Origin of the sequence: Streptomyces vietnamensis (genome assembly GCF_000830005.1) — a bacterium.
GTDB classification, from domain to species: domain Bacteria; phylum Actinomycetota; class Actinomycetes; order Streptomycetales; family Streptomycetaceae; genus Streptomyces; species Streptomyces vietnamensis.
On record NZ_CP010407.1, the window covers coordinates 5,922,197 to 5,940,776 of the forward strand.

General features: G+C 71.7%; 16 protein-coding genes. 10 read left to right on the forward strand and 6 right to left on the reverse strand.

Annotation, left to right across the window (positions count from 1 at the left end; genetic code table 11):
- Positions 1–58 precede the first annotated feature (58 nt).
- A complete protein-coding gene (locus SVTN_RS26700; RefSeq protein WP_159026502.1) occupies positions 59–3,076 on the forward strand; it encodes a CHAT domain-containing protein in 3,018 nt (1,005 codons plus the stop codon).
- Positions 3,077–3,089: 13 nt separating this feature from the next.
- Here the strand turns inward: SVTN_RS26700 and SVTN_RS26705 are convergent, their stop codons facing one another.
- Positions 3,090–4,271 (reverse strand): PucR family transcriptional regulator, encoded by a 1,182-nt coding sequence (locus tag SVTN_RS26705; protein WP_041131386.1) that lies wholly within the window; start codon positions 4,269–4,271, stop codon positions 3,090–3,092.
- A gap of 193 nt (positions 4,272–4,464) precedes the next feature.
- Between SVTN_RS26705 and SVTN_RS26710 the strand changes: the two genes are divergently transcribed.
- Complete coding sequence (locus SVTN_RS26710) at positions 4,465–5,391, forward strand: proline dehydrogenase family protein (RefSeq protein WP_041131387.1); 927 nt, start codon at positions 4,465–4,467, stop codon at positions 5,389–5,391.
- A 30-nt stretch (positions 5,392–5,421) separates the two neighbouring features.
- Positions 5,422–7,053, forward strand: coding sequence for an L-glutamate gamma-semialdehyde dehydrogenase (pruA, locus tag SVTN_RS26715; protein WP_041131388.1), 1,632 nt, complete (start codon positions 5,422–5,424; stop codon positions 7,051–7,053).
- Positions 7,054–7,126: 73 nt separating this feature from the next.
- On the opposite strand, the gene SVTN_RS26720 is transcribed toward pruA, so the two are convergent.
- Positions 7,127–8,038 carry an alpha/beta fold hydrolase gene (locus SVTN_RS26720; RefSeq protein ID WP_041131389.1) on the reverse strand — a complete coding sequence of 304 codons (912 nt, stop codon included), beginning with the start codon at positions 8,036–8,038 and terminating at the stop codon, positions 7,127–7,129.
- A gap of 93 nt (positions 8,039–8,131) precedes the next feature.
- On the opposite strand from SVTN_RS26720, the gene SVTN_RS26725 reads away from it, so the two are divergent.
- On the forward strand, positions 8,132–8,668 hold the full coding sequence (locus tag SVTN_RS26725; protein ID WP_041131390.1) for a GNAT family N-acetyltransferase: 537 nt from the start codon (positions 8,132–8,134) through the stop codon (positions 8,666–8,668).
- A 7-nt stretch (positions 8,669–8,675) separates the two neighbouring features.
- On the opposite strand, the gene SVTN_RS26730 is transcribed toward SVTN_RS26725, so the two are convergent.
- Genes SVTN_RS26730 through SVTN_RS26740 form a run of 3 tightly spaced genes read right to left on the reverse strand, consistent with a single transcriptional unit; the run spans position 8,676 to position 10,796 of the window.
- On the reverse strand, positions 8,676–9,407 hold the full coding sequence (locus SVTN_RS26730) for a hypothetical protein (protein ID WP_041131391.1): 732 nt from the start codon (positions 9,405–9,407) through the stop codon (positions 8,676–8,678).
- Entirely contained in the window at positions 9,404–9,745 is a 342-nt protein-coding gene (locus tag SVTN_RS26735; RefSeq protein WP_041131392.1) for a PadR family transcriptional regulator, read from the reverse strand. The genes SVTN_RS26730 and SVTN_RS26735 overlap by 4 nt, the downstream gene beginning before the upstream one ends.
- A 46-nt stretch (positions 9,746–9,791) precedes the next feature.
- Positions 9,792–10,796, reverse strand: a complete 1,005-nt coding sequence (locus tag SVTN_RS26740; protein WP_041131393.1) for an MDR family NADP-dependent oxidoreductase — start codon at positions 10,794–10,796, stop codon at positions 9,792–9,794.
- Positions 10,797–10,897: 101 nt separating this feature from the next.
- On the opposite strand from SVTN_RS26740, the gene SVTN_RS26745 reads away from it, so the two are divergent.
- From SVTN_RS26745 to SVTN_RS26755, 4 genes are all read left to right on the forward strand, one after another.
- On the forward strand, positions 10,898–11,773 hold the full coding sequence (locus SVTN_RS26745) for a LysR family transcriptional regulator (protein ID WP_041131394.1): 876 nt from the start codon (positions 10,898–10,900) through the stop codon (positions 11,771–11,773).
- A gap of 231 nt (positions 11,774–12,004) precedes the next feature.
- Positions 12,005–12,136, forward strand: coding sequence for a hypothetical protein (locus tag SVTN_RS46225; protein WP_256961924.1), 132 nt, complete (start codon positions 12,005–12,007; stop codon positions 12,134–12,136).
- An 80-nt stretch (positions 12,137–12,216) separates the two neighbouring features.
- On the forward strand, positions 12,217–13,257 hold the full coding sequence (locus tag SVTN_RS26750; protein WP_041131395.1) for a 3-isopropylmalate dehydrogenase: 1,041 nt from the start codon (positions 12,217–12,219) through the stop codon (positions 13,255–13,257).
- A gap of 257 nt (positions 13,258–13,514) precedes the next feature.
- The gene (locus SVTN_RS26755) at positions 13,515–14,609 is read left to right on the forward strand and encodes a branched-chain amino acid aminotransferase (protein ID WP_041131396.1); all 1,095 of its coding nucleotides are present in this window, start codon (positions 13,515–13,517) and stop codon (positions 14,607–14,609) included.
- On the opposite strand, the gene SVTN_RS26760 is transcribed toward SVTN_RS26755, so the two are convergent.
- Positions 14,610–16,034, reverse strand: coding sequence for a cytosine permease (locus SVTN_RS26760; RefSeq protein ID WP_041131397.1), 1,425 nt, complete (start codon positions 16,032–16,034; stop codon positions 14,610–14,612). It abuts the gene before it with no gap.
- A gap of 147 nt (positions 16,035–16,181) precedes the next feature.
- Between SVTN_RS26760 and ureA the strand changes: the two genes are divergently transcribed.
- Together ureA and SVTN_RS26770 are read left to right on the forward strand one after the other, a co-directional pair.
- Positions 16,182–16,889 (forward strand): urease subunit gamma, encoded by a 708-nt coding sequence (gene ureA, locus SVTN_RS26765; protein ID WP_041131398.1) that lies wholly within the window; start codon positions 16,182–16,184, stop codon positions 16,887–16,889.
- Positions 16,889–18,571 (forward strand): urease subunit alpha, encoded by a 1,683-nt coding sequence (locus SVTN_RS26770; protein ID WP_041131399.1) that lies wholly within the window; start codon positions 16,889–16,891, stop codon positions 18,569–18,571. Before ureA ends, SVTN_RS26770 begins: the two co-directional genes overlap by 1 nt.
- The last annotated feature ends 9 nt before the right edge of the window (positions 18,572–18,580 follow it).

Here is an 18,580-nt window from a genome sequence, read left to right on the forward strand (position 1 = left end):
CATCGTCCGATCGGGAGAGTCATGAATTCGGCACGTTCCATGGGAAGTTGGGTGCGACTTGACCATCAGAGATCTCGCCTTGGAGATGGAACAACTGCTCGCCACTTTGTACGAGAGCGGCGATCCGGCGCTCCTGCGGGAACCGGAGGCACAGCGGCTGGCGGACCGGCTGTACTACGCGATCGACTGGTACGCCCCGGCCGAGGCGGCTCAGGGCGCGCGGATGTTCAACGTCGCACTCCTGTTGGCGGGCTTCCACTGGCACCGCTGCGAGAACTTCGAGGAGGAGATCTCGAAGGAGGACGCGAGGCGCGCCACCTTCCTCTACAAGATGGTGTGCCAGGTGGCGCCGCACCTCGTCCCCGAGGTCATCATGAACGTCTATGTGGAGACCGGGGACCCCGTGGCCGGCCTGAGGACCGACAACCCACTGCCGGCCTACACACAGCTCGGCGTCAACCTGCTCAAGGAGGCGGAGGCGACGGGGGATCCGCGGCTCCTCGACGACGCCGCCGAGATGTGCCTGCTCGCGGTGCGCGCGAACCCGCGGGAGGACGTGGTGAAGGCGGAGGCACTCATCACGCTCGGGAACGTCCTCACCCGCAGATACGAGTTCCTGGGCGAGGAGGACGACCTGGAGCGCGCCTTCATCGTCACGCGCATGGCGGAGGAGCTGATCCCGGAGGGCGACCCGTGCCGCCTGAAGTTCTGTTCGGGGCTCGGGCACATCGCGATCCGGGAGTTCCAGCGCACGGGGAACCCCGACTCGCTCGACGAAGCGGTCCGGGTCCTGCGCGAGGGCGTGCGCGGAGCCTCCGAGGACGACCCGCTCCGCGGCGCCGTCATGACCAACCTCACCGCCGCCCTGACCGCGCAGTACGAGGCCGTCGGCCGTTTCGACGCGGCCACCGAGGCGCTGCAGGCGCAGTTCGAGGCCGTGGGGAACACTCCTGAAGACCATCCCGATCTGCCGAGCCGCCTGGTGAACCTGGCGGGCCTCGTCCTGGGCCACCCCGGCGAGATCACGGCGGAGTCCGACCGGTACGACCTGGCGATCGGCATGCTCGACAAGGCCCTGTCCCTGCTCCCTGACGGCCATCCCGACCGACCGGGTTGCCTGCACACCCTGACCCAGGCGTACGAAGCCCGGTTCAACCTGACGAACGAACCGCGCGACCTGCTCGCCGCCGCCGAGGCGGGCGTGTCGGCGGTCGAGGCCAGTGCGGTCGGTCACTACCGGCGGCCGATGATGCTGAGAGGGTTCGCCCACTCCCTGAAGGCCTTCGTCGACCGCTTCCCGGATTCCGGCGGGCTGCTCGACACGGCCGTGGCGGCGCTCCACGAGGCCGATGCGCTGCTTCCCGGGAATCACCCGGATCGCGCGGACGTCCTCAGCGAACTGGGGTTCATGCTGCGGGACCGGTTCGGGACCGGCGGCGACACCGCCGACCGTGACGGCGCCGTCCGGGCTCTGCGCGGGGCATCCGCCGTCCTCTCCGCACCGGCCCGGACCCGGGCACGGGCGGCCTCGGCGGCGGGGGACATCCTCGCCGGGGCCCAGGACTTCGCCCGCGCCACCGGCTTCTACGCCCTCGCCCTCGAGCAGCTCGAACTGACCGCCTGGCGCGGTCTGGAGCGCGCCGACCGGGAACGCCTGATCGCGTCGTTCCCCAGCCTGGCCGCGAACGCGGCGATCTGTGCCGTACGAGCGGGGAAGCCGAAACGCGCGGTGAAACTGCTCGAACAGGGCCGCGGCATCCTGCTCGCCCAGGCCCTGGAGACCCGCACCGACCACTGGGAGCTGCGCGACCGCGCCCCGGAACTCGCCGACCGGCTCGAACAGGTCCTCGACGAACTGGAGCGGTTGCCCGACAGCCCGTCCCGCACGGCGGGATGGGAGCCGGAGGACCGCCGCCGGGCCGACGAACGCCGCGCCGCCCTGGCCCGGCAGCGGGAGAAGCTCCTCAAGGAGATCCGTGCCCTGCCGAAAATGAAGGGCTTCCTGCGGTCACCGTCCTTCGCGACCCTGCGCGCCGCCGCCGCACGCGGTCCCGTGGTGCTGCCCGTCGTGAGCACGTACGGCTGCTCCGTCCTCCTCCTCACCGAGGCTGGGGTGGAGGTGATCGAGCTCGAAACGAGCGCCGAGGAACTGGCGGAACGGGCCGTTTCCCTCGTCATGGCCCTCGACCCCGATCATTCGCCGCTCAAGGCGCGGAGGACGGTCCTGGACACCCTGGCCTGGCTGTGGGACACGGTGGCCGAGCCGGTCCTCGACGCACTGGGCCGTACGGAGCCGATCGGGCCGGACGGAGACCGGACCCACGTGTGGTGGTGCCCCACCGGGATCTTCTCGCAGCTTCCGTTGCACGCCGCCGGGCACCATCGCCCCGACGGCGGCGGCGACACGGTGCTCGACCGGGTCGTCTCCTCCTACACACCGACCCTGCGGGCTCTGCTCCACGCCCGTGGCCGGCGCCGGCCGTCCGCCGGACCGGACGGCCGGGGCCTCATCGTCTCCATGCCCTCCACCCCGGGCGGCCGGGACCTCCCCGCCGCCGCGGACGAGGCCCGGGCCCTGCGTCGGCGCCACCCGAACGCCCTGCTCGTCACCGGCCCCGCCGCCACCGCGCCGATCGTGCTCGAAGCGCTCGCCGGCTGCTCCTGGGCGCACTTCGCCTGTCACGGCACGCAGGACCTCGCGCAGCCCTCGCGCGGCGCGCTCATTCTGCACGACGGTTCCCTGACGCTGCGGGACATCGTGGGCCTCCGGCTGCCGCGCGCGGAGTTCGCGTACCTCTCCGCCTGTGAGACGTCACGCGGCGGGTTCGTCCTGGCGGACGAGGCGATCAGCCTCGCCTCCGCCGTCCAACTGGCGGGCTTCCGGGATGTCGTCGGCACGCTGTGGTCCATCGACGACACCCTCGCACCGGTCGTCGCGGACCTCGTGTACGAGCATCTGTCCCGGCAGAGCGCCCCCGATCCGGCGGCGGCCCTGGACGGGGCGCTGCGCGCGGTGCGGGCGCGGCATCCGCACGCCGTGGCGAGCTGGGGCTCGTACGTCCACGTCGGCCCGTGACGGACGGTACCGGTCAGAGCCGGGCCGCCTTCAGCGCCATGTGCAGCAGCAGGCGGTCCTCGCCGGCGTCCAGGTCGAGGCCGGTGAGTTGTTCGACGCGGGAGAGGCGGTAGTAGAGGGTCTGCCGGTGGATGCCCAGGGCCGCCGCCGTGCGGCCCGCCTGGCCCGCGTGATCGAGGAACACCTCGGCCGTGCGGGCCAGTTCCGTGTGCGCCGGGGTGAGCAGGGCGCGGACCGCCGGGTCCGGCTCGGCCGGGGGCAGGGCGGTGAGCAGCCGGTACGGGCCGATGGCCGCCCACTCGGCGAGCGGGCCGAGGTGCGGCTGGGCGTTCGCGGTGCGGGCCGCCGCGGTGGCCTCGCGCCAGGAGACGTCCAGGTCCGCGAGGCCCCGCCGGGGAGTGGCGACGCCCGTGACGGCGGCGTGCCCCGCGGAGCCGCGCAGCCGGGTCGCCGCGGTGGTGGCGGGGGAGAGGTTGTCGGCCGACCGGAGGCGTACGAGTGCCGCGAGGGCGCGGGGAGCCCCGCCTTCGCCGGGGGCCGCACTCCCGGCCGGGGGGCGGGCCGTCGGCCGCCACGGCAGAGTGCACAGGGCCGCCGCGCCCGGGACCGTGCGCGGGGACGGCGCGTCCTCGTCGGGCCACGGCGCCAGGCACACCACCGTGTGGAGGCCCTCCGCGTCCGGGCCGAGGGCGGTGCGCAGGGCGGTGAGGGCCATGTCGTACTGCCAGCCGCGGTCCGCCGTCAGCGCGGCCCGCAGCTCCCGGGAGAGGTCGGCCCCGGCACGCTCCTCGTCCGCCAGCAGGTCGCCGATGCGGGCGGCGACCTCCATCGCGGCGGTGAGCTGCGCGTGCGAGGGTCCCGGCTCGGCGTCGAGCAGCCATACGTACCCGAGGACGACACCCCGATGGCGTACGGGAAGGCAGATGCGGTCCCGGAAGACGCCCGCGTCCGGGGCGGCCGGGATGCGGACCGGGCCGGTCGCCCGGGTGATGCCGAAGCCCTCGAACCAGGCGCGGACCGCCGGGGAGGACTTCCGGGTCAGGATCGAGCGGGTCCTGACCGGGTCCATGGCGCTGTCGTCGTCGCTGTCGTGAGCCCCGAAGGCGATCAGCCCGAAGTCGCGGTTCTCCAGCGTCGCGGGGGTGCCGAGCAGCGCCGAGATCTCGTCGACCAGCTCCTGGTAATCGCCCTTCACGGCGACATTCTCGCACCCGCCGCCGGGCCTGTCAGACAGATGTATGAGGGGCGGGCCACGGATGCGTGACAGCTGTAGATGGCGGACGATCGGAGCGATCCATAGGTTTCACGGTGGTTCTCCGTGCTGTTCCCGGTTCGTTCCCTTGATCCGGTTATGGCCCCGTCCTACCTTTGCCTTTTGGAGGTGCCCCGTGCTGGGTCCCGTGATCCTCGCCGCGTCGCGCAGCGACAAGATGCGCCGTCTCGTTTCGGCCGCCCCCGGGACCAAGCAGGTCGTCGCCCGCTTCATCGCCGGCGAGACGGTCGACGACGTCGTCCCGATCGTCTCCGAGCTGAGCGGCCGCGGCCTGGAGGTCACCCTCGACGTCGTCGGTGAGGACATCACCACCGTCGAGCAGTCGTACGCCGCCCGGGACGCCTACCTGGAGCTCATCGGCCGCCTCAAGGAGCTGGGCCTCGGCGAGCGCGCCGAGATGTCCGTGAAGCTGTCGATGTTCGGCCAGTCCCTGGAGAACGGCCACGAGCTGGCCCTCGCGAACGTCCGCCCGGTCGTCGCGGCCGCCGCCGAGATCGGCACCACCGTCACCCTGGACGCCGAGGACCACACCACCCTCGACTCGATGTTCGCCATCCACGAGGAGCTGCGGAAGGACTTCCCGCAGACCGGCTGCGTCATCCAGGCCTACCTCTTCCGCACCGAGGACGACGCCCGCCGCCTCGCCGCGAACGGCTCCCGCGTCCGGATCGTGAAGGGCGCCTACAAGGAGCCCGCCTCCGTCGCCATCCAGGACAAGCCCGAGATCGACAAGGCGTACGTCCGGATCATGAAGATCCTGATGGACGGCGAGGGCTACCCGATGATCGGCTCGCACGACCCGCGCCTGATCTCCATCGGCCAGGAGCTGGCCCGCCGCGCCGGGCGCAAGCTGGACGAGTACGAGTTCCAGATGCTGTACGGCATCCGCAGCGAGGAGCAGAACCGTCTCGCCGCCGAGGGCCACCGCATGCGCGTCTACACCGCGTACGGCACCGACTGGTACGGCTACTTCATGCGCCGCCTCGCGGAGAAGCCGGCCAACCTCCTCTTCTTCGTCCGCTCCATCCTCACCAAGGGCTGAGCCCACCTCTCACAAGGAGTATCGAGACTCATGGACGCTGTCACCCAGGTCCCCGCTCCGGTCAACGAGCCGGTGCACAGCTACGCCCCCGGTTCCCCGGAGCGCGCCCGTCTGGAGACCAAGCTCAAGGAGCTGGCCGAGAACCCGCGCGAGCTGCCGATGACCATCGGCGGCGTGAAGCGCCTCGGCGGCGGCGAGGAGTTCAAGGTCGTCCAGCCGCACAACCACAAGGCCGTCATCGGCACCTTCCGCGGCGCCACCCAGCAGGACGCCCAGGACGCCATCGACGCCGCCCTGGCCGCCGCCCCGGCCTGGCGCGCGATGTCCTTCGACGACCGCGCCGCGATCATCCTGCGCGCCGCCGAGCTGCTTGCCGGCCCGTGGCGCGAGACGCTGGCCGCGTCCACCATGCTCGGCCAGTCGAAGACCGCCCAGCAGGCCGAGATCGACACCCCGTGCGAGCTCGTCGACTTCTGGCGCTTCAACGTCGCGTACGCCCGCCAGATCCTCGCCGAGCAGCCGCCGGCGAACTCCCCCGGCGTGTGGAACCGTCTGGACCACCGCCCGCTCGAGGGCTTCGTCTACGCGATCACCCCCTTCAACTTCACGGCCATCGCGGGCAACCTGCCCACCGCCCCCGCCCTCATGGGCAACGTGGTGGTCTGGAAGCCGTCCCCGACGCAGACCCACTCCGCCGTGCTCCTCATGGAGCTCCTGGAGGAGGCCGGCCTGCCGAAGGGCGTCATCAACCTGGTGACCGGCGACGGCATCGCCGTCTCCGAGGTGGCCCTGAACCACCGCGACCTGGCCGGCATCCACTTCACCGGCTCGACCAAGACCTTCCAGCACCTGTGGAAGACGGTCGGCAACAACATCGAGAAGTACCGCTCGTACCCGCGGATCGTCGGCGAGACCGGCGGCAAGGACTTCGTCGTCGCGCACCCCAGCGCCGACCGCGCCGTCCTGAAGACCGCGCTGAACCGCGGCTCCTTCGAGTTCCAGGGCCAGAAGTGCTCCGCGTCCTCGCGTGCGTACATCCCGGCCTCGATCTGGAACGACGGCTTCAAGGAGGAGTTCGCGGCCGAGATCGACGGCATCAAGATGGGTGACGTCACCGACCTGTCGAACTACATCGGCGCCGTCATCGACGAGCGTTCGTTCGCCAAGAACAAGGCGGCGATCGACCGTGCCGCGGCCGACCCGAGCTGCACGATCATCGCCGGCGGCACCTACGACGACTCGGTGGGCTACTTCGTCCGCCCGACCGTCATCGTCTGCGACGACCCGGAGAACGAGGTCTTCAAGGCCGAGTACTTCGGCCCGATCCTCGCGATCCACGTCTACGAGGACGACAAGTACGACGAGATGCTGACCCAGATGGAGTCGGTCTCGGACTACGCCCTCACCGGCTCGGTCATCTCCGGCGACCGTGCGGCCGCCGCGTACACGATGGAGAAGCTCCGCTTCGCCGCGGGCAACTTCTACATCAACGACAAGTCGACCGGCGCCGTCGTCGGCCAGCAGCCCTTCGGCGGCGGCCGCGCCTCCGGCACCAACGACAAGGCCGGCGCCCCGCAGAACCTGATGCGCTGGACGCTGACCCGCGCCATCAAGGAGACGCTGGTCCCGCCGACCGAGTACGGCTACCCGCACATGGGCTGAAGCCCCTCCGCCGCGTGAGCGGCCCTGATCACCGCCCCCCTCCTCTACCCCCAATTGAGGACGGGGGCGGTTCTCATTCCCCCGCGCGCCGCTTCAGGAAGTCGCCGATCAGCTCCGCGATCGCCGGCGCGTGCGTCTCCAGGGCGAAGTGGCCCGTGGGCAGGAGGTGGATTTCGGCGTCCGGGAGGTCGCGGCGGAAGGCCTCGGCGCCCGCCGGTACGAAGACCTGGTCGCCCTCGCCCCAGACGGCGAGGAGGGGGACCCGGCTCGTGCGGAAGTACTCCTGGAAGGCCGGGTAGAGGGCGAAGTTGGAGCCGTAGTCGGCGATCAGGCCCAGCTGGATGTCGTCCTGTCCCTCGCGGGCCATCAGGGCGGCGTCGTGGTGCCAGGCGTCCGGGCTGAGCAGGTCCCGGTACTCGGCGGGGACGCCCGTCTCGTACTGCCACCGGATGCCGTCGAGGGAGCGGATGGCGCGGACCGGCGCCTCGGTCTCGGGGGTGCGCTCCTCGATCAGGGCGAGGACGGGGGCCCAGGCCTCGGCGCCGAGGCCCTCCTCGTACGCGTTGCCGTTCTGGGTGACGATCGCGGTGATCCGCTCGGGGTGGGCGAGGGCGAGGCGCAGGCCGATGGGGGCGCCGTAGTCCTGGATGTAGAGCGCGAACCGGTCCAGGCCGAGGGCCTCGGTGAACTCGGCGGTGAGTGCGGCCAGTTCGGCGAAGGTGTAGTCGAAGTCCGGGGGTGTCGCGCTGCGGCCGAAGCCCAGGTGGTCGGGGGCGATCAGCCGGAGGGGGGTCCCCCCGCTCGAGCGAAGCCGAGAGTGGGGGAGGTCGGCGAGCAGGGGGATCAGGTCGCGGAACATGTGCGAGCTGGTGGGGAAGCCGTGCAGCAGGAGCAGCACGGGGGCGTCGGCCGGGCCGGCCTCGCGGTAGGCGATCTCGTGGCCCCGGACGGTGACGGTGCGGTGGTGGGTCGGCAGTACGGACATCGTTCCCTAACCCCTCATGTGTCGATGACTGGTTATGACTCAATCAGGGTGGAGGTAACCTGTCAATGGTTGGTGAGGGGTTAGGGTGGATGGATGACCGTGAGGATCGCGCCCACCCATGAACTCGGTGCCGCCCGGCTCCGCTCCGTACGCGAGATGCTCGACACCGCCTTCGAGGGCGACTTCTCCGACGACGACTGGGACCACACCCTCGGCGGCGTCCACGCCTGGATCGAGGACGAACGGGGCATCGCCGCCCACGGCGCCGTCGTGCAGCGCCGGGCGCTCCACCGGGGCCGCTCGCACCGCGTCGGATACGTCGAGGGGGTCGCCGTCCGGGACGACCGCAGGCGGCAGGGGCTCGGCGGTGCCGTGATGGCCGAGCTGGAGCGGGTCATCGACGGGGCGTACGCCTTCGGGGCGCTCGGCGCCTCCGACGAGGGGGCCGCGCTCTACCGGGCGCGCGGCTGGCAGGTCTGGGCGGGGCGGCTCGAAGCGCTCGGGCCCGGGGGGATCGTCCACCTCGCCGAGGAGGAGGGCTTCGTCTTCCTGCGCCCGGCCGGCGACCGGGTCCTGCCGGACCCCGCCGCCCCGCTGGTCTTCGACTGGCGGGACGGCGACGTGATGTGAGGGGCCGTCAGGTGCGGTTGTTCTGGCGGGCGCGGCCCGCGGCCGTCTCCAGGTGGGAGGTCCAGACGGCCGAGAACATGGACACGAGGGCGATCGTGATCGCCAGCCCGCCCGTGCCGAGCACCCCGATGAAGAACGCCGCCAGCGCACCGCCCACCAGGACGCACCAGGCCGCGAGCACCGCCTTGCCCCGGCGGCTCAGGAACAGCCACTGGTGCGGGGCGGCCGGCGGCTTGTCGACGGCGCCCTCCGGTCCCGCGGTCGCCGCCCGGGGCCGCTTGAAGTAGCCGTACACCAGCCACTCCCCGCACAGTTCCCAGCCCTCCGGCGTGAGTTCGTCCAGGACGCGGCCCTTCCGGCGCCCGGCGATGATCTCGCGGCGGTACTCCCAGCGCAGCGCCGACCCGGGCGTCCGGCGGCAGACGAACCGGCCGATCGCGTCGAGCGACTCCACCTCCCAGCCCTGGTCGCCGTGGACGGCCAGCATCCGGCGGTCGTTGAAGATGTCGGCGGTCCAGGTCCAGTTCTCCGCGCGCTCGTCCGGCTCGCCGGGCGCGGGCGCGAGGCCGCCGAGCTGCGCGGCGAACGCGGCGGCCGGGCCGAACTCCTCCTCCGGGGCCGTGCCCGTCTCCACGAGGTGGGCCCGCAGGTCCTCGACGGTCGCGGCGATCTGCTCGTCCGGCACGTGCGCGGCGCGCAGCGATTCGGAGAGCTCGGCGAAGTAGGCGTCGGTGGTCATGGTGTCGTTCCCCCTGGACTGAGCATGGTCTGTACGGCGCGGTGGAAGGTCAGCCACGCCCCGCTCTCGGCGGTGAGCCGCTCGCGCCCGAGGGGCGTGAGCCGGTAGTAGCGCCGTCCCGGGCCGCGCTCGGCGGCGCGGAACTCGGCCTCCACCAGGCCGGCCTCCTCCAGGCGGTTCAGGACGGGGTAGAGCGTCCCGCCCTTGATCTCGCCGAGGCCCGCCTCGGCGAGCGCCTTGGCGATCTCGTACCCGTAGCTCTCCCCGTCGGTCAGGCGGGAGAGGACGAGCAGGTCGAGGACTCCTTTGAGCCAGCTGGATCTGCGGTCTGCGGCCATGTGCACATCACACCACTACCTAGGTAGGAATGCAATCTATATAGGTCTACGCAGTCACCAGCATCTTTCCGAGGTTCTCGCCGCGCAGCATCCCCAGGAAGGCGTCCACGATGTGCCCGAAGCCCTCCACCACCGTCACGTCCAGCGGCAGCGCCCCGCTCCGCAGGTGCGGGACCGCGAGGTCGTACAGCTCCTCCAGGGCGTCCATGTGGTTGCGCACCAGGAAGCCTTCGAGCCGGATGCTCTTGCCGACCAGGTCGAAGAGGTTGCGCGGGGCCGGCGGGGGAGCGGAGAGCGAGTGGTACTGGCCCACCGCGCCCACCCAGGCGATCCGGCCGTGGTCGCGCAGCGAGGCGATCGCGGCCTCCAGGTGCTCGCCGCCGACCCCCTCCAGAACCGCGTCGACACCCTCCGGGGCCGCCTTCGCGAGCAGCTCCGTCACCGGCCCGTCGTGGTAGTCGAAGGCCGCGTCGAAGCCCACCTCCTCCGTCAGGTACGCCACCTTGCGCGCCGAACCCGCGCTGCCCACCAGGCGCCCCGCGCCGAGCAGCCGGGCGAGCCGCCCCGCCGCCGTGCCCACCCCGCCGGCCGCCGCCGACACGAACAGGTCCTCGCCCGGCTCGAGCCGGGCGATCCGGGTCAGGCCCACATAGGCCGACAGGCCCGTACCGCCGAGCAGGCTGAGATGGGCCGCGAGCGGGACCCCGGGGCCGAAGTCCGGGACCGGGCGGACCTCGTCAGGGGCGACCAGGGAGTGGGTGCGCCAGCCCTTGCGGTGCAGGACGAGGTCGCCGGGGCGCAGGGACGGGGTGCGGGAGTCGAGCACCCGGCCCAGGGTGCGGCCCTCCATGGGGGCGTTCAGGGTCCACAGCTCGTCGCTGTCCATCGCCTCGCGGTGGTACGGGTCGACGGACCACTGGAGGTTCTCGACGAGGGCGGTGCCCGGTCCGGGGGAGGGGACGGGGGACTCGACGAAGGCGAAGTGGCCGGGGGTGGGGAAGCCGTGGGGGCGGGCGGTCTGCTGGACGGTGATCATGGTGTCGTTCGTCATGCGACAGAACGTAGGAAGGAATCCGGCCGTCGGGCAGAGGGTTGCCCTCATGGAACGGACCGATCCATGAATGTCACTCATACTCCGAGGTGGGAGCCCACGTGACCGATCTCGCGCCCCGCGAGCTCCGCGTCCTCGTCGCCGTCGGGAGCGAGGGCGGCTTCTCGGCCGCCGCCGCCCTGCTCGGCATGACCCAGTCGGCGGTCTCCCATTCCGTCCGCGCGAGCGAACGCAAGCTCGGTGCCGTCCTCTTCGACCGCGGACGGAACGGGGCGAGCCCGACCGCGGCGGGGGAGCGGGCCCTCGGGCACGCCCGGCGGGTGCTGCGGCTCCTGGAGGTGATGGCCGCGGAGGTGCGGGGTGCCTCCCAGGGGGACGGGAGCGTCGCCGGACCGCTGCGGATCGCCGTCTTCCGCAGTGCGGCGCTGCATCTGCTGCCGCGCGCCCTGGAGCGGCTGACGGCCCGTCATCCGGGGATCGTGCCCGAGGTGCGGATCGTGCGGGAGGTGGGGCCGGGCACGGCGGGTGAAGTCCTGGGCGGGCGGGCGGACATCGCCGTCGCGACCATCGGGACCACGTCCCCGGTGCCGCCCGGCCTCGTCGGGGGCGTCCTCCTGGAGGAGGGGTACGCGCTCGTCCACCCGGCCGGGCATCCGGCGCCGCGCACGCTCCCGCTGGTCGACTGGGCGGAGAACTGCACCTCGTACACCCGGGAGTGGTGGGCCGCCCAGGAGTGGCTGCCGGCGGCGACGGTGGAGGCCGAGGACGACGGAGCGGTGCTCTCGATGGTGAGCAGTGGTTTCGGGATGGCCGTGATGCCCGAACTGTCGCTGATCGGAGCACCGCCCTCGGTGGAGATCACCGATCTCGGGATGGCGCGCCCGACCCGGTCCGTCGGCTATGTCACCACCCCTGAGCTGGCGAAATCCCTCGCCGTGCGGTCGCTGATCCGTGAGCTTCGGACCACGGAGGGCTGATCGCCGTCTCAGATAGTAGGAAGTCCGAGTAATTGTGGAGACAGATGAGGAGGCCTCCCTTAGCTTTGTAGAAGCCGAACGTCTCGCTTCATCAAGCGAATGGCGGTCGAGAGCGCGACGCCCTGTGCAGGCAACCCCTGCGGCGGCGCTCCCCGCCCCTTCCGGCGCCTTCGATCACAAGCTGATCTCCGCACATCCGGATCACCAATGATCTCAAGGAGTCGATCCCTCATGGCCGCTCAGACCGCCCGCCGCGTCCGCCACTCCGTCAACCGTCCCAGCGACGAGGCCCGCCAGAACGCCGCCGCCGCCCTCCAGCGCGCCCTCGACCGCCGTGACAACGGCGGCTCCACCGGCCACTGACGTCCACCTCGTCCCCTGTCCGTTCGTCCACATGGTGGACGTAACGTGTCAGACGATGGGACGAAGAGTAGGGTGCCGACATGTCTCACAGCATCAATCTCGCAGTCATTCCCGGCGACGGCATCGGCCAGGAGGTCGTGGCCCAGGGCCTCAAGGTCCTCTCGGCCGTCCTTCCCCAGGACGTGAAGCTGGAGACCGAGGAGTACGACTTCGGCGCCAAGCGCTACCACGCCACCGGTGAGACCCTCACCGACGCCGACCTCGACTCCCTCAAGCGGCACGACGCCATCCTGCTCGGCGCCATCGGCGACCCGTCGGTGCCGTCCGGCGTCCTGGAGCGCGGCTTCCTGCTGAAGCTCCGCTTCGCCTTCGACCACCACGTGAACCTGCGTCCCTCGAAGCTGCTCCCCGGCGTCGCCACCCCGCTCGCCGGGCAGCCCGAGATCGACTTCGTCGTGGTCCGCGAGGGCACCGAGGGTCCGTACACGGGCAACGGCGGCACCATCCGCAAGGGCACCGAGCACGAGGTCGCCACCGAGGTCTCGGTCAACACCGCCTTCGGTGTCGAGCGCGTGGTCCGGGACGCCTTCGCCCGCGCCCAGGCCCGCCCGCGCAAGAAGCTGACGCTGGTCCACAAGAACAACGTGCTGACCTTCGCCGGCCACCTCTGGACGAACATCTTCAACAAGGTCGCGGCCGAGTTCCCCGAGGTCACGACCGACTACCTGCACGTCGACGCCGCGACGATCTTCCTCGTCACCGACCCGGCCCGCTTCGACGTCATCGTCACCGACAACCTCTTCGGCGACATCATCACCGACCTCGCCGCGGCCGTCTCCGGCGGCATCGGCGTCGCCGCCTCGGGCAACATCAACCCGAGCGGCGAGTTCCCGTCCATGTTCGAGCCGGTCCACGGCTCCGCGCCGGACATCGCGGGCCAGGGCAAGGCCGACCCCACGGCCACAGTCCTCTCCGTCGCCCTCCTGCTCCGCCACCTCGGCTACGAGGCCGAGGCCGCCCGGGTCGAGGAGGCCGTCGCGGCCGACCTCACCGAGCGCGGCGACAGCGTCCGCACCACGGACCAGATCGGCGACGCGCTCGCCGCGCGAGTAGCGAGCTGACCCGCGCCGACTGACATCAGCAGCAGCCGCCGGGTCGCACTCAGCGCCCGGCGGCTGTCCTCTGCGCGGCCCCGGGCGTTCCCCCCGAACTCCGGACCGCGTTCACCCGTTTTCCGCACCGGCCCCCACGGGCGATAATCGAACGTGGGGCCGCGGCATACGGGCATGCCCGACGCCGCCTCGTCGGGGACAGCCGTCCCCGACGGCGACGTGCGCGCGCGGTCCTCCCCATCACAACCGGTGAAGGACACGCACTCATGACGACGCCCACCATCGAGCTCAAGCCCTCCTCCAGCCCGCTGTCCGCCGCGGAGCGCGAGGCGATCCTGGCCAACCCGGGATTCGGCCGCCACTTCACCGACCACATGGTCACCATCCGGTGGACCGAGGGCCGCGGCTGGCACGACGCCCAGCTCGTGCCGTACGGTCCGCTCTCCCTGGACCCCGCCACGAACGTCCTGCACTACGCGCAGGAGATCTTCGAGGGCCTGAAGGCCTACCGCCGCCCCGACGGCTCCGTCGCCACCTTCCGTCCCGACGCCAACGGCCGCCGTTTCCAGCGCTCCGCGCACCGCCTCGGCATGCCCGAGCTGCCCGTCGAGACCTTCGTCGAGGCCTGCGACGTCCTCGTCCGGCACGACGAGGCCTGGGTTCCGGCGCACGGCGGCGAGTCCTCGCTCTACCTGCGTCCGTTCATGATCGCGACCGAGGTCGGCCTCGGCGTCCGCCCGGCCAACGAGTACCTCTTCGTGGTCATCGCCTCCCCGGCCGGCCCGTACTTCCCCGGCGGCGTGAAGCCCGTCTCCATCTGGGCCTCGGAGGACCGCGTCCGCGCCGTCCCCGGCGGCATGGGCGACGCCAAGACCGGCGGCAACTACGCGGCCTCCCTGCTCGCGCAGGCCGAGGCGGCGGCCAAGGGCTGCGACCAGGTCTGCTACCTCGACGCGGTCGAGCACAAGTGGGTCGAGGAACTCGGCGGCATGAACCTGTACTTCGTGTACGGGAACAAGATCGTCACGCCGACCCTCACCGGCTCCATCCTGGAGGGCATCACCCGCGACTCGCTCCTGCAGCTCGCCAAGGACCTCGGCTACGAGCCCGAGGAGGGTCGCGTCTCCATCGACCAGTGGCAGGCCGACAGCGCGAACGGCACCCTCACCGAGGTCTTCGCCTGCGGCACCGCCGCCGTCATCACCCCGGTCGGCACGGTCAAGTCCGCCCGGGGCGAGTGGCAGCAGTCGGGCGGCGAGCCCGGCGAGGTCACGATGAAGCTGCGCGAGGCGCTGCTCGCCATCCAGACCGGGAAGTCCGAGGACGTCCACGGCTGGATGCACGAACTCGGCAAGCAGTAACTACTCCGTCGCCGCCAGGGCTTCCGGGGCCGTCTTCACGGTCTCGGGGGCCCTGTTCGGCGTCAGGACGGCGTACAGCGCGCCGCCCACGATCCCCGAGAACACGAAGCTGCAGTCGATCCCGCCCGTGAGTGCGAGCAGCGGCCCCTCGTAGAGGGGCGTCGACACCGCGGCCAGGCCGACCGCCGCGCCGACAGCCCAGGAGACGGTGGCGCGCGGGTGCCAGCCCGCCGCGTACCAGTAGATCCCGCCGCGCGAGCGGTTGTTGAAGACCTGGAGCGCCTCCGGGTCGTACACGCCGCCGCAGCGCGCGTGCCCGATCAGGGTGATCACCGCCCACGGGGTGCCGATCGCGGTGAGCAGCAGCACGAACGAGGTCATGGCCGTCTGGGCGTCCGAGGCGAAGTGCCCGGCGAAGACGAAGGCCGTGGAGACCGCCGCGACCACGAGGGTGGCACGCGCGCGCGTGGCCTTCGGCAGGATCGCGTCGAGGTCGAGCCCCATCGAGTACAGCATCAGACCGGCGTTGCCGACGGAGCCGGCGCTGGCGGCGATGAGCAGCGGTACGAGGTACCAGACGGGCGACGCCGCGACGAGCGGGCCCGCGTAGTCCAGGCCGCCGCGCGCGGCCAGGGCGGTGAAGGTGCCGAAGAGCTGCGGGACGAGCAGGCCCACGCTCAGGCCCAGGCAGGTGGCCCGCCACACGGTCTTCGCGCTGTACCGCTCGGGGGAGACGTACCGGGTGTAGTCGCCGAGCAGGGTGATGAAGGCCACCGGTCCGCTGAGGCCCGCCGCGACGGCGGAGAGCAGCCAGGTCGGCCAGAAGGAGCCGAGCAGGTACGGGGTGTCCGGCACCGCCGCCGTCGTGAAGTCCCCGGCGTACGCGCACAGGCCGATGGCGAGGAGCACCGTCATGCCGATCGCGAGCGCCTTGCTCAGCTTGAGCAGCAGCCGGTAGCCGTACACCGCGCCCACCACGGTGCAGGCGGCCAGGACCGCGTAGACGGTGGCGTGGGCCGCGCCGCCGGTCGGCAGGCCGATCAGGCGGGCGAGTGTGCCCACCATCACGTCGCCGCCGATCCAGAGGGTCAGCGCGGTGTAGCCGAGCGAGAGCAGCAGCCCGACCACGGAGCCGACGAGCCGGCCCCGGACGCCGAAGAAGGCGCCGGAGGAGGTGGAGAGGTTGGTCGCGGTACGGAGGGACACGAGCGCGAGCGGGGCGGTGACCGCGACGCCGACGAGGGTGCCGGTGATCACGGAGGTCACCGAGGCCCAGAAGCCGAGCCCGAAGGAGACCGGCAGCCAGCCGAAGACGATCACCCCCAGACAGAGGTTGGATCCGAGCAGGATCGAGACGAGGTCGCGGGGGCCGCTGGTGCGTTCGGCCTCGGGGATGGTGTCGACTCCGCGCTGTTCTATCGGCATGAGGACTCCCTCGGGGGCGGGTGGGGGACTTTTAGAGCGGCGCTCAATGTGACCTACGCCTGTCGGCGACGTCAATGCTTGGAAGCGGACGTCTCAACATTTAGAGTGTCGCTCAAACGTGTCGCAATTGCAGGAGGTGTTTGGGGCGTGAGACTGACCCCCACGGAACGCGACCGGCTGCTTCTCTTCGGTGCCGCCGAGCTCGCCAGGGCCCGCCGGGCCCGGGGCCTGCGGCTCAATGTGCCCGAGGCGACCGCGCTCATCGCGGACACCGTCTGCGAGGCGGCTCGCGACGGCAAGCGACTCGCCGAGGCGATCGAGGCGGCCCGCTCCGTCCTCGGCCCCGACGACGTCCTGCCCGGCGTCGCCGACGTGGTCACCGAGATCCACGTCGAAGCCGTCTTCGACGACGGCTCGCGGCTCGCGGTCGTCTCCGCCCCGATCGGCGGGGGCGGCCTGGGCGCCGGGGCACCGGGCGCACTGCTCCCCGGCCCCGCGTACGAGGAGATCGAGCCGGCGCTCGTCGTACGCGTCCACAACACGGCGACGGTCCCCGTGAGCGTCACCTCCCACTTCCACTTCTTCGAGGCCAACCCGCGCCTCGACTTCGACCGGGCCGCCGCCTACGGCATGCGGCTCGCCATCCCGGCCGGAGCCTCCTTCCGCTTCGACCCGGGCGGCGAGGCCGAGGTCGGGCTCGTGCCGATCGGCGGCGCCCGCGTCGCCATCGGCTTCGCGGGCCTGGTCGACGGCCCGCTGGACGCGCCCGGCGCGAAGGCCGAGGCCCTGCGGCGCGCCGCGGCCTGCGGCTACCTGGGAGTTCCGTCCGACAAGTCCGACGAGGAGGACGACTGATGGACCCGTACGAGTACGCATCCGTGCACGGCCCGCGCGCCGGCGACCGGGTCGTCCTGGGCGACTCCGGACTCGTCGTCCGCGTCGAGTCGGACTCCCAGAAGCCCGGCGACGAGTTCCTCGCCGGCTTCGGCAAGACCGCCCGCGACGGCCTCCACCTCAAGGCCGCGGCCGTCCGCGAGACCTGCGACGTCGTCATCAGCAACGTCCTGGTGATCGACGCCGTGCAGGGCATCCGCAAGGTGTCCATCGGCATCCGCGAGGGCCGCATCCACGCGATCGGCCGGGCCGGCAACCCCGACACCCTCGACGGCGTCGACGTCGTCGTCGGCACCGGTACCTCGATCGTCTCCGGCGAGGGCCTCATCGCCACCGCCGGCGCCGTCGACACCCACGTCCACCTGCTGTCCCCCCGGATCATGGAGGCCTCGCTCGCGAGCGGCGTCACCACGATCATCGGCCAGGAGTTCGGCCCCGTCTGGGGCGTCGGCGTCAACTCGCCGTGGGCCCTCAAGCACGCCTTCAGCGCCTTCGACGCCTGGCCGGTCAACATCGGCTTCCTGGCCCGCGGCTCCTCCTCGGACCCGGCGCCGCTCGTCGAGGCCCTGGCCGAGGGCGGTGCCTCGGGCTTCAAGGTCCACGAGGACATGGGCGCCCACACCCGCGCCCTCGACACCGCTCTGCGGGTCGCCGAGGAGCACGACGTCCAGGTCGCCCTCCACTCGGACGGCCTGAACGAGTGCCTGTCGGTCGAGGACACCCTCGCGGTCCTGGAGGGCCGTACGATCCACGCCTTCCACATCGAGGGCTGCGGCGGCGGACACGTCCCCAACGTCCTGAAGATGGCGGGCGTGCCGAACGTCATCGGCTCCTCCACCAACCCCACCCTGCCCTTCGGCCGCGACGCGGTCGCCGAGCACTACGGGATGATCGTCTCCGTCCACGACCTGAAGACCGACCTCCCGGGCGACGCCGCCATGGCGCGCGACCGGATCCGGGCCGGGACGATGGGTGCGGAGGACGTCCTGCACGACCTCGGCGCGATCGGGATCACCTCCTCCGACGCGCAGGGGATGGGAAGGGCCGGCGAGACCGTACGCCGGACCTTCGCCATGGCCGGGAAGATGAAGGCCGAGCTGGGCCCCCTGGAGGGCGACGGCGCGCACGACGACAACGCGCGCGTGCTGCGCTACATGGCCAAGCTCACCATCAACCCGGCGATCGCCCACGGCCTCGCCCACGAGATCGGTTCGATCGAGGTCGGGAAGATGGCCGACATCGTGCTCTGGCGGCCGGAGTACTTCGGCGCCAAGCCGCAGATGGTCATCAAGAACGGCTTCCCCGCGTGGGGGGTCGTGGGCGATCCGAACGCCGCCACCGACACCTGCCAACCGCTCGTCCTCGGGCCGCTGTTCGGCGCCCACGGAGCGACCCCGGCCGACATCTCCGTCGCCTTCGTCGCGCAGGCCGCCGTCGACCTCGGCTCCGACGCGATGCCGACCCGCCGCCGCCGGGTGGCCGTGCGCGGCACCCGTGGCATCGGCCCCGCCGACCTGCGGTTCAACTCCCGCGTCGGCGACGTGCAGGTCGACGGCCGGACGGGCCTCGTCTCGCTCGACGGCTCCCCGATCCGCTCCGAGGCGGCCGAGTCCGTCTCCCTCAACCGCCTCTACTTCCTCTAGGACTCATCG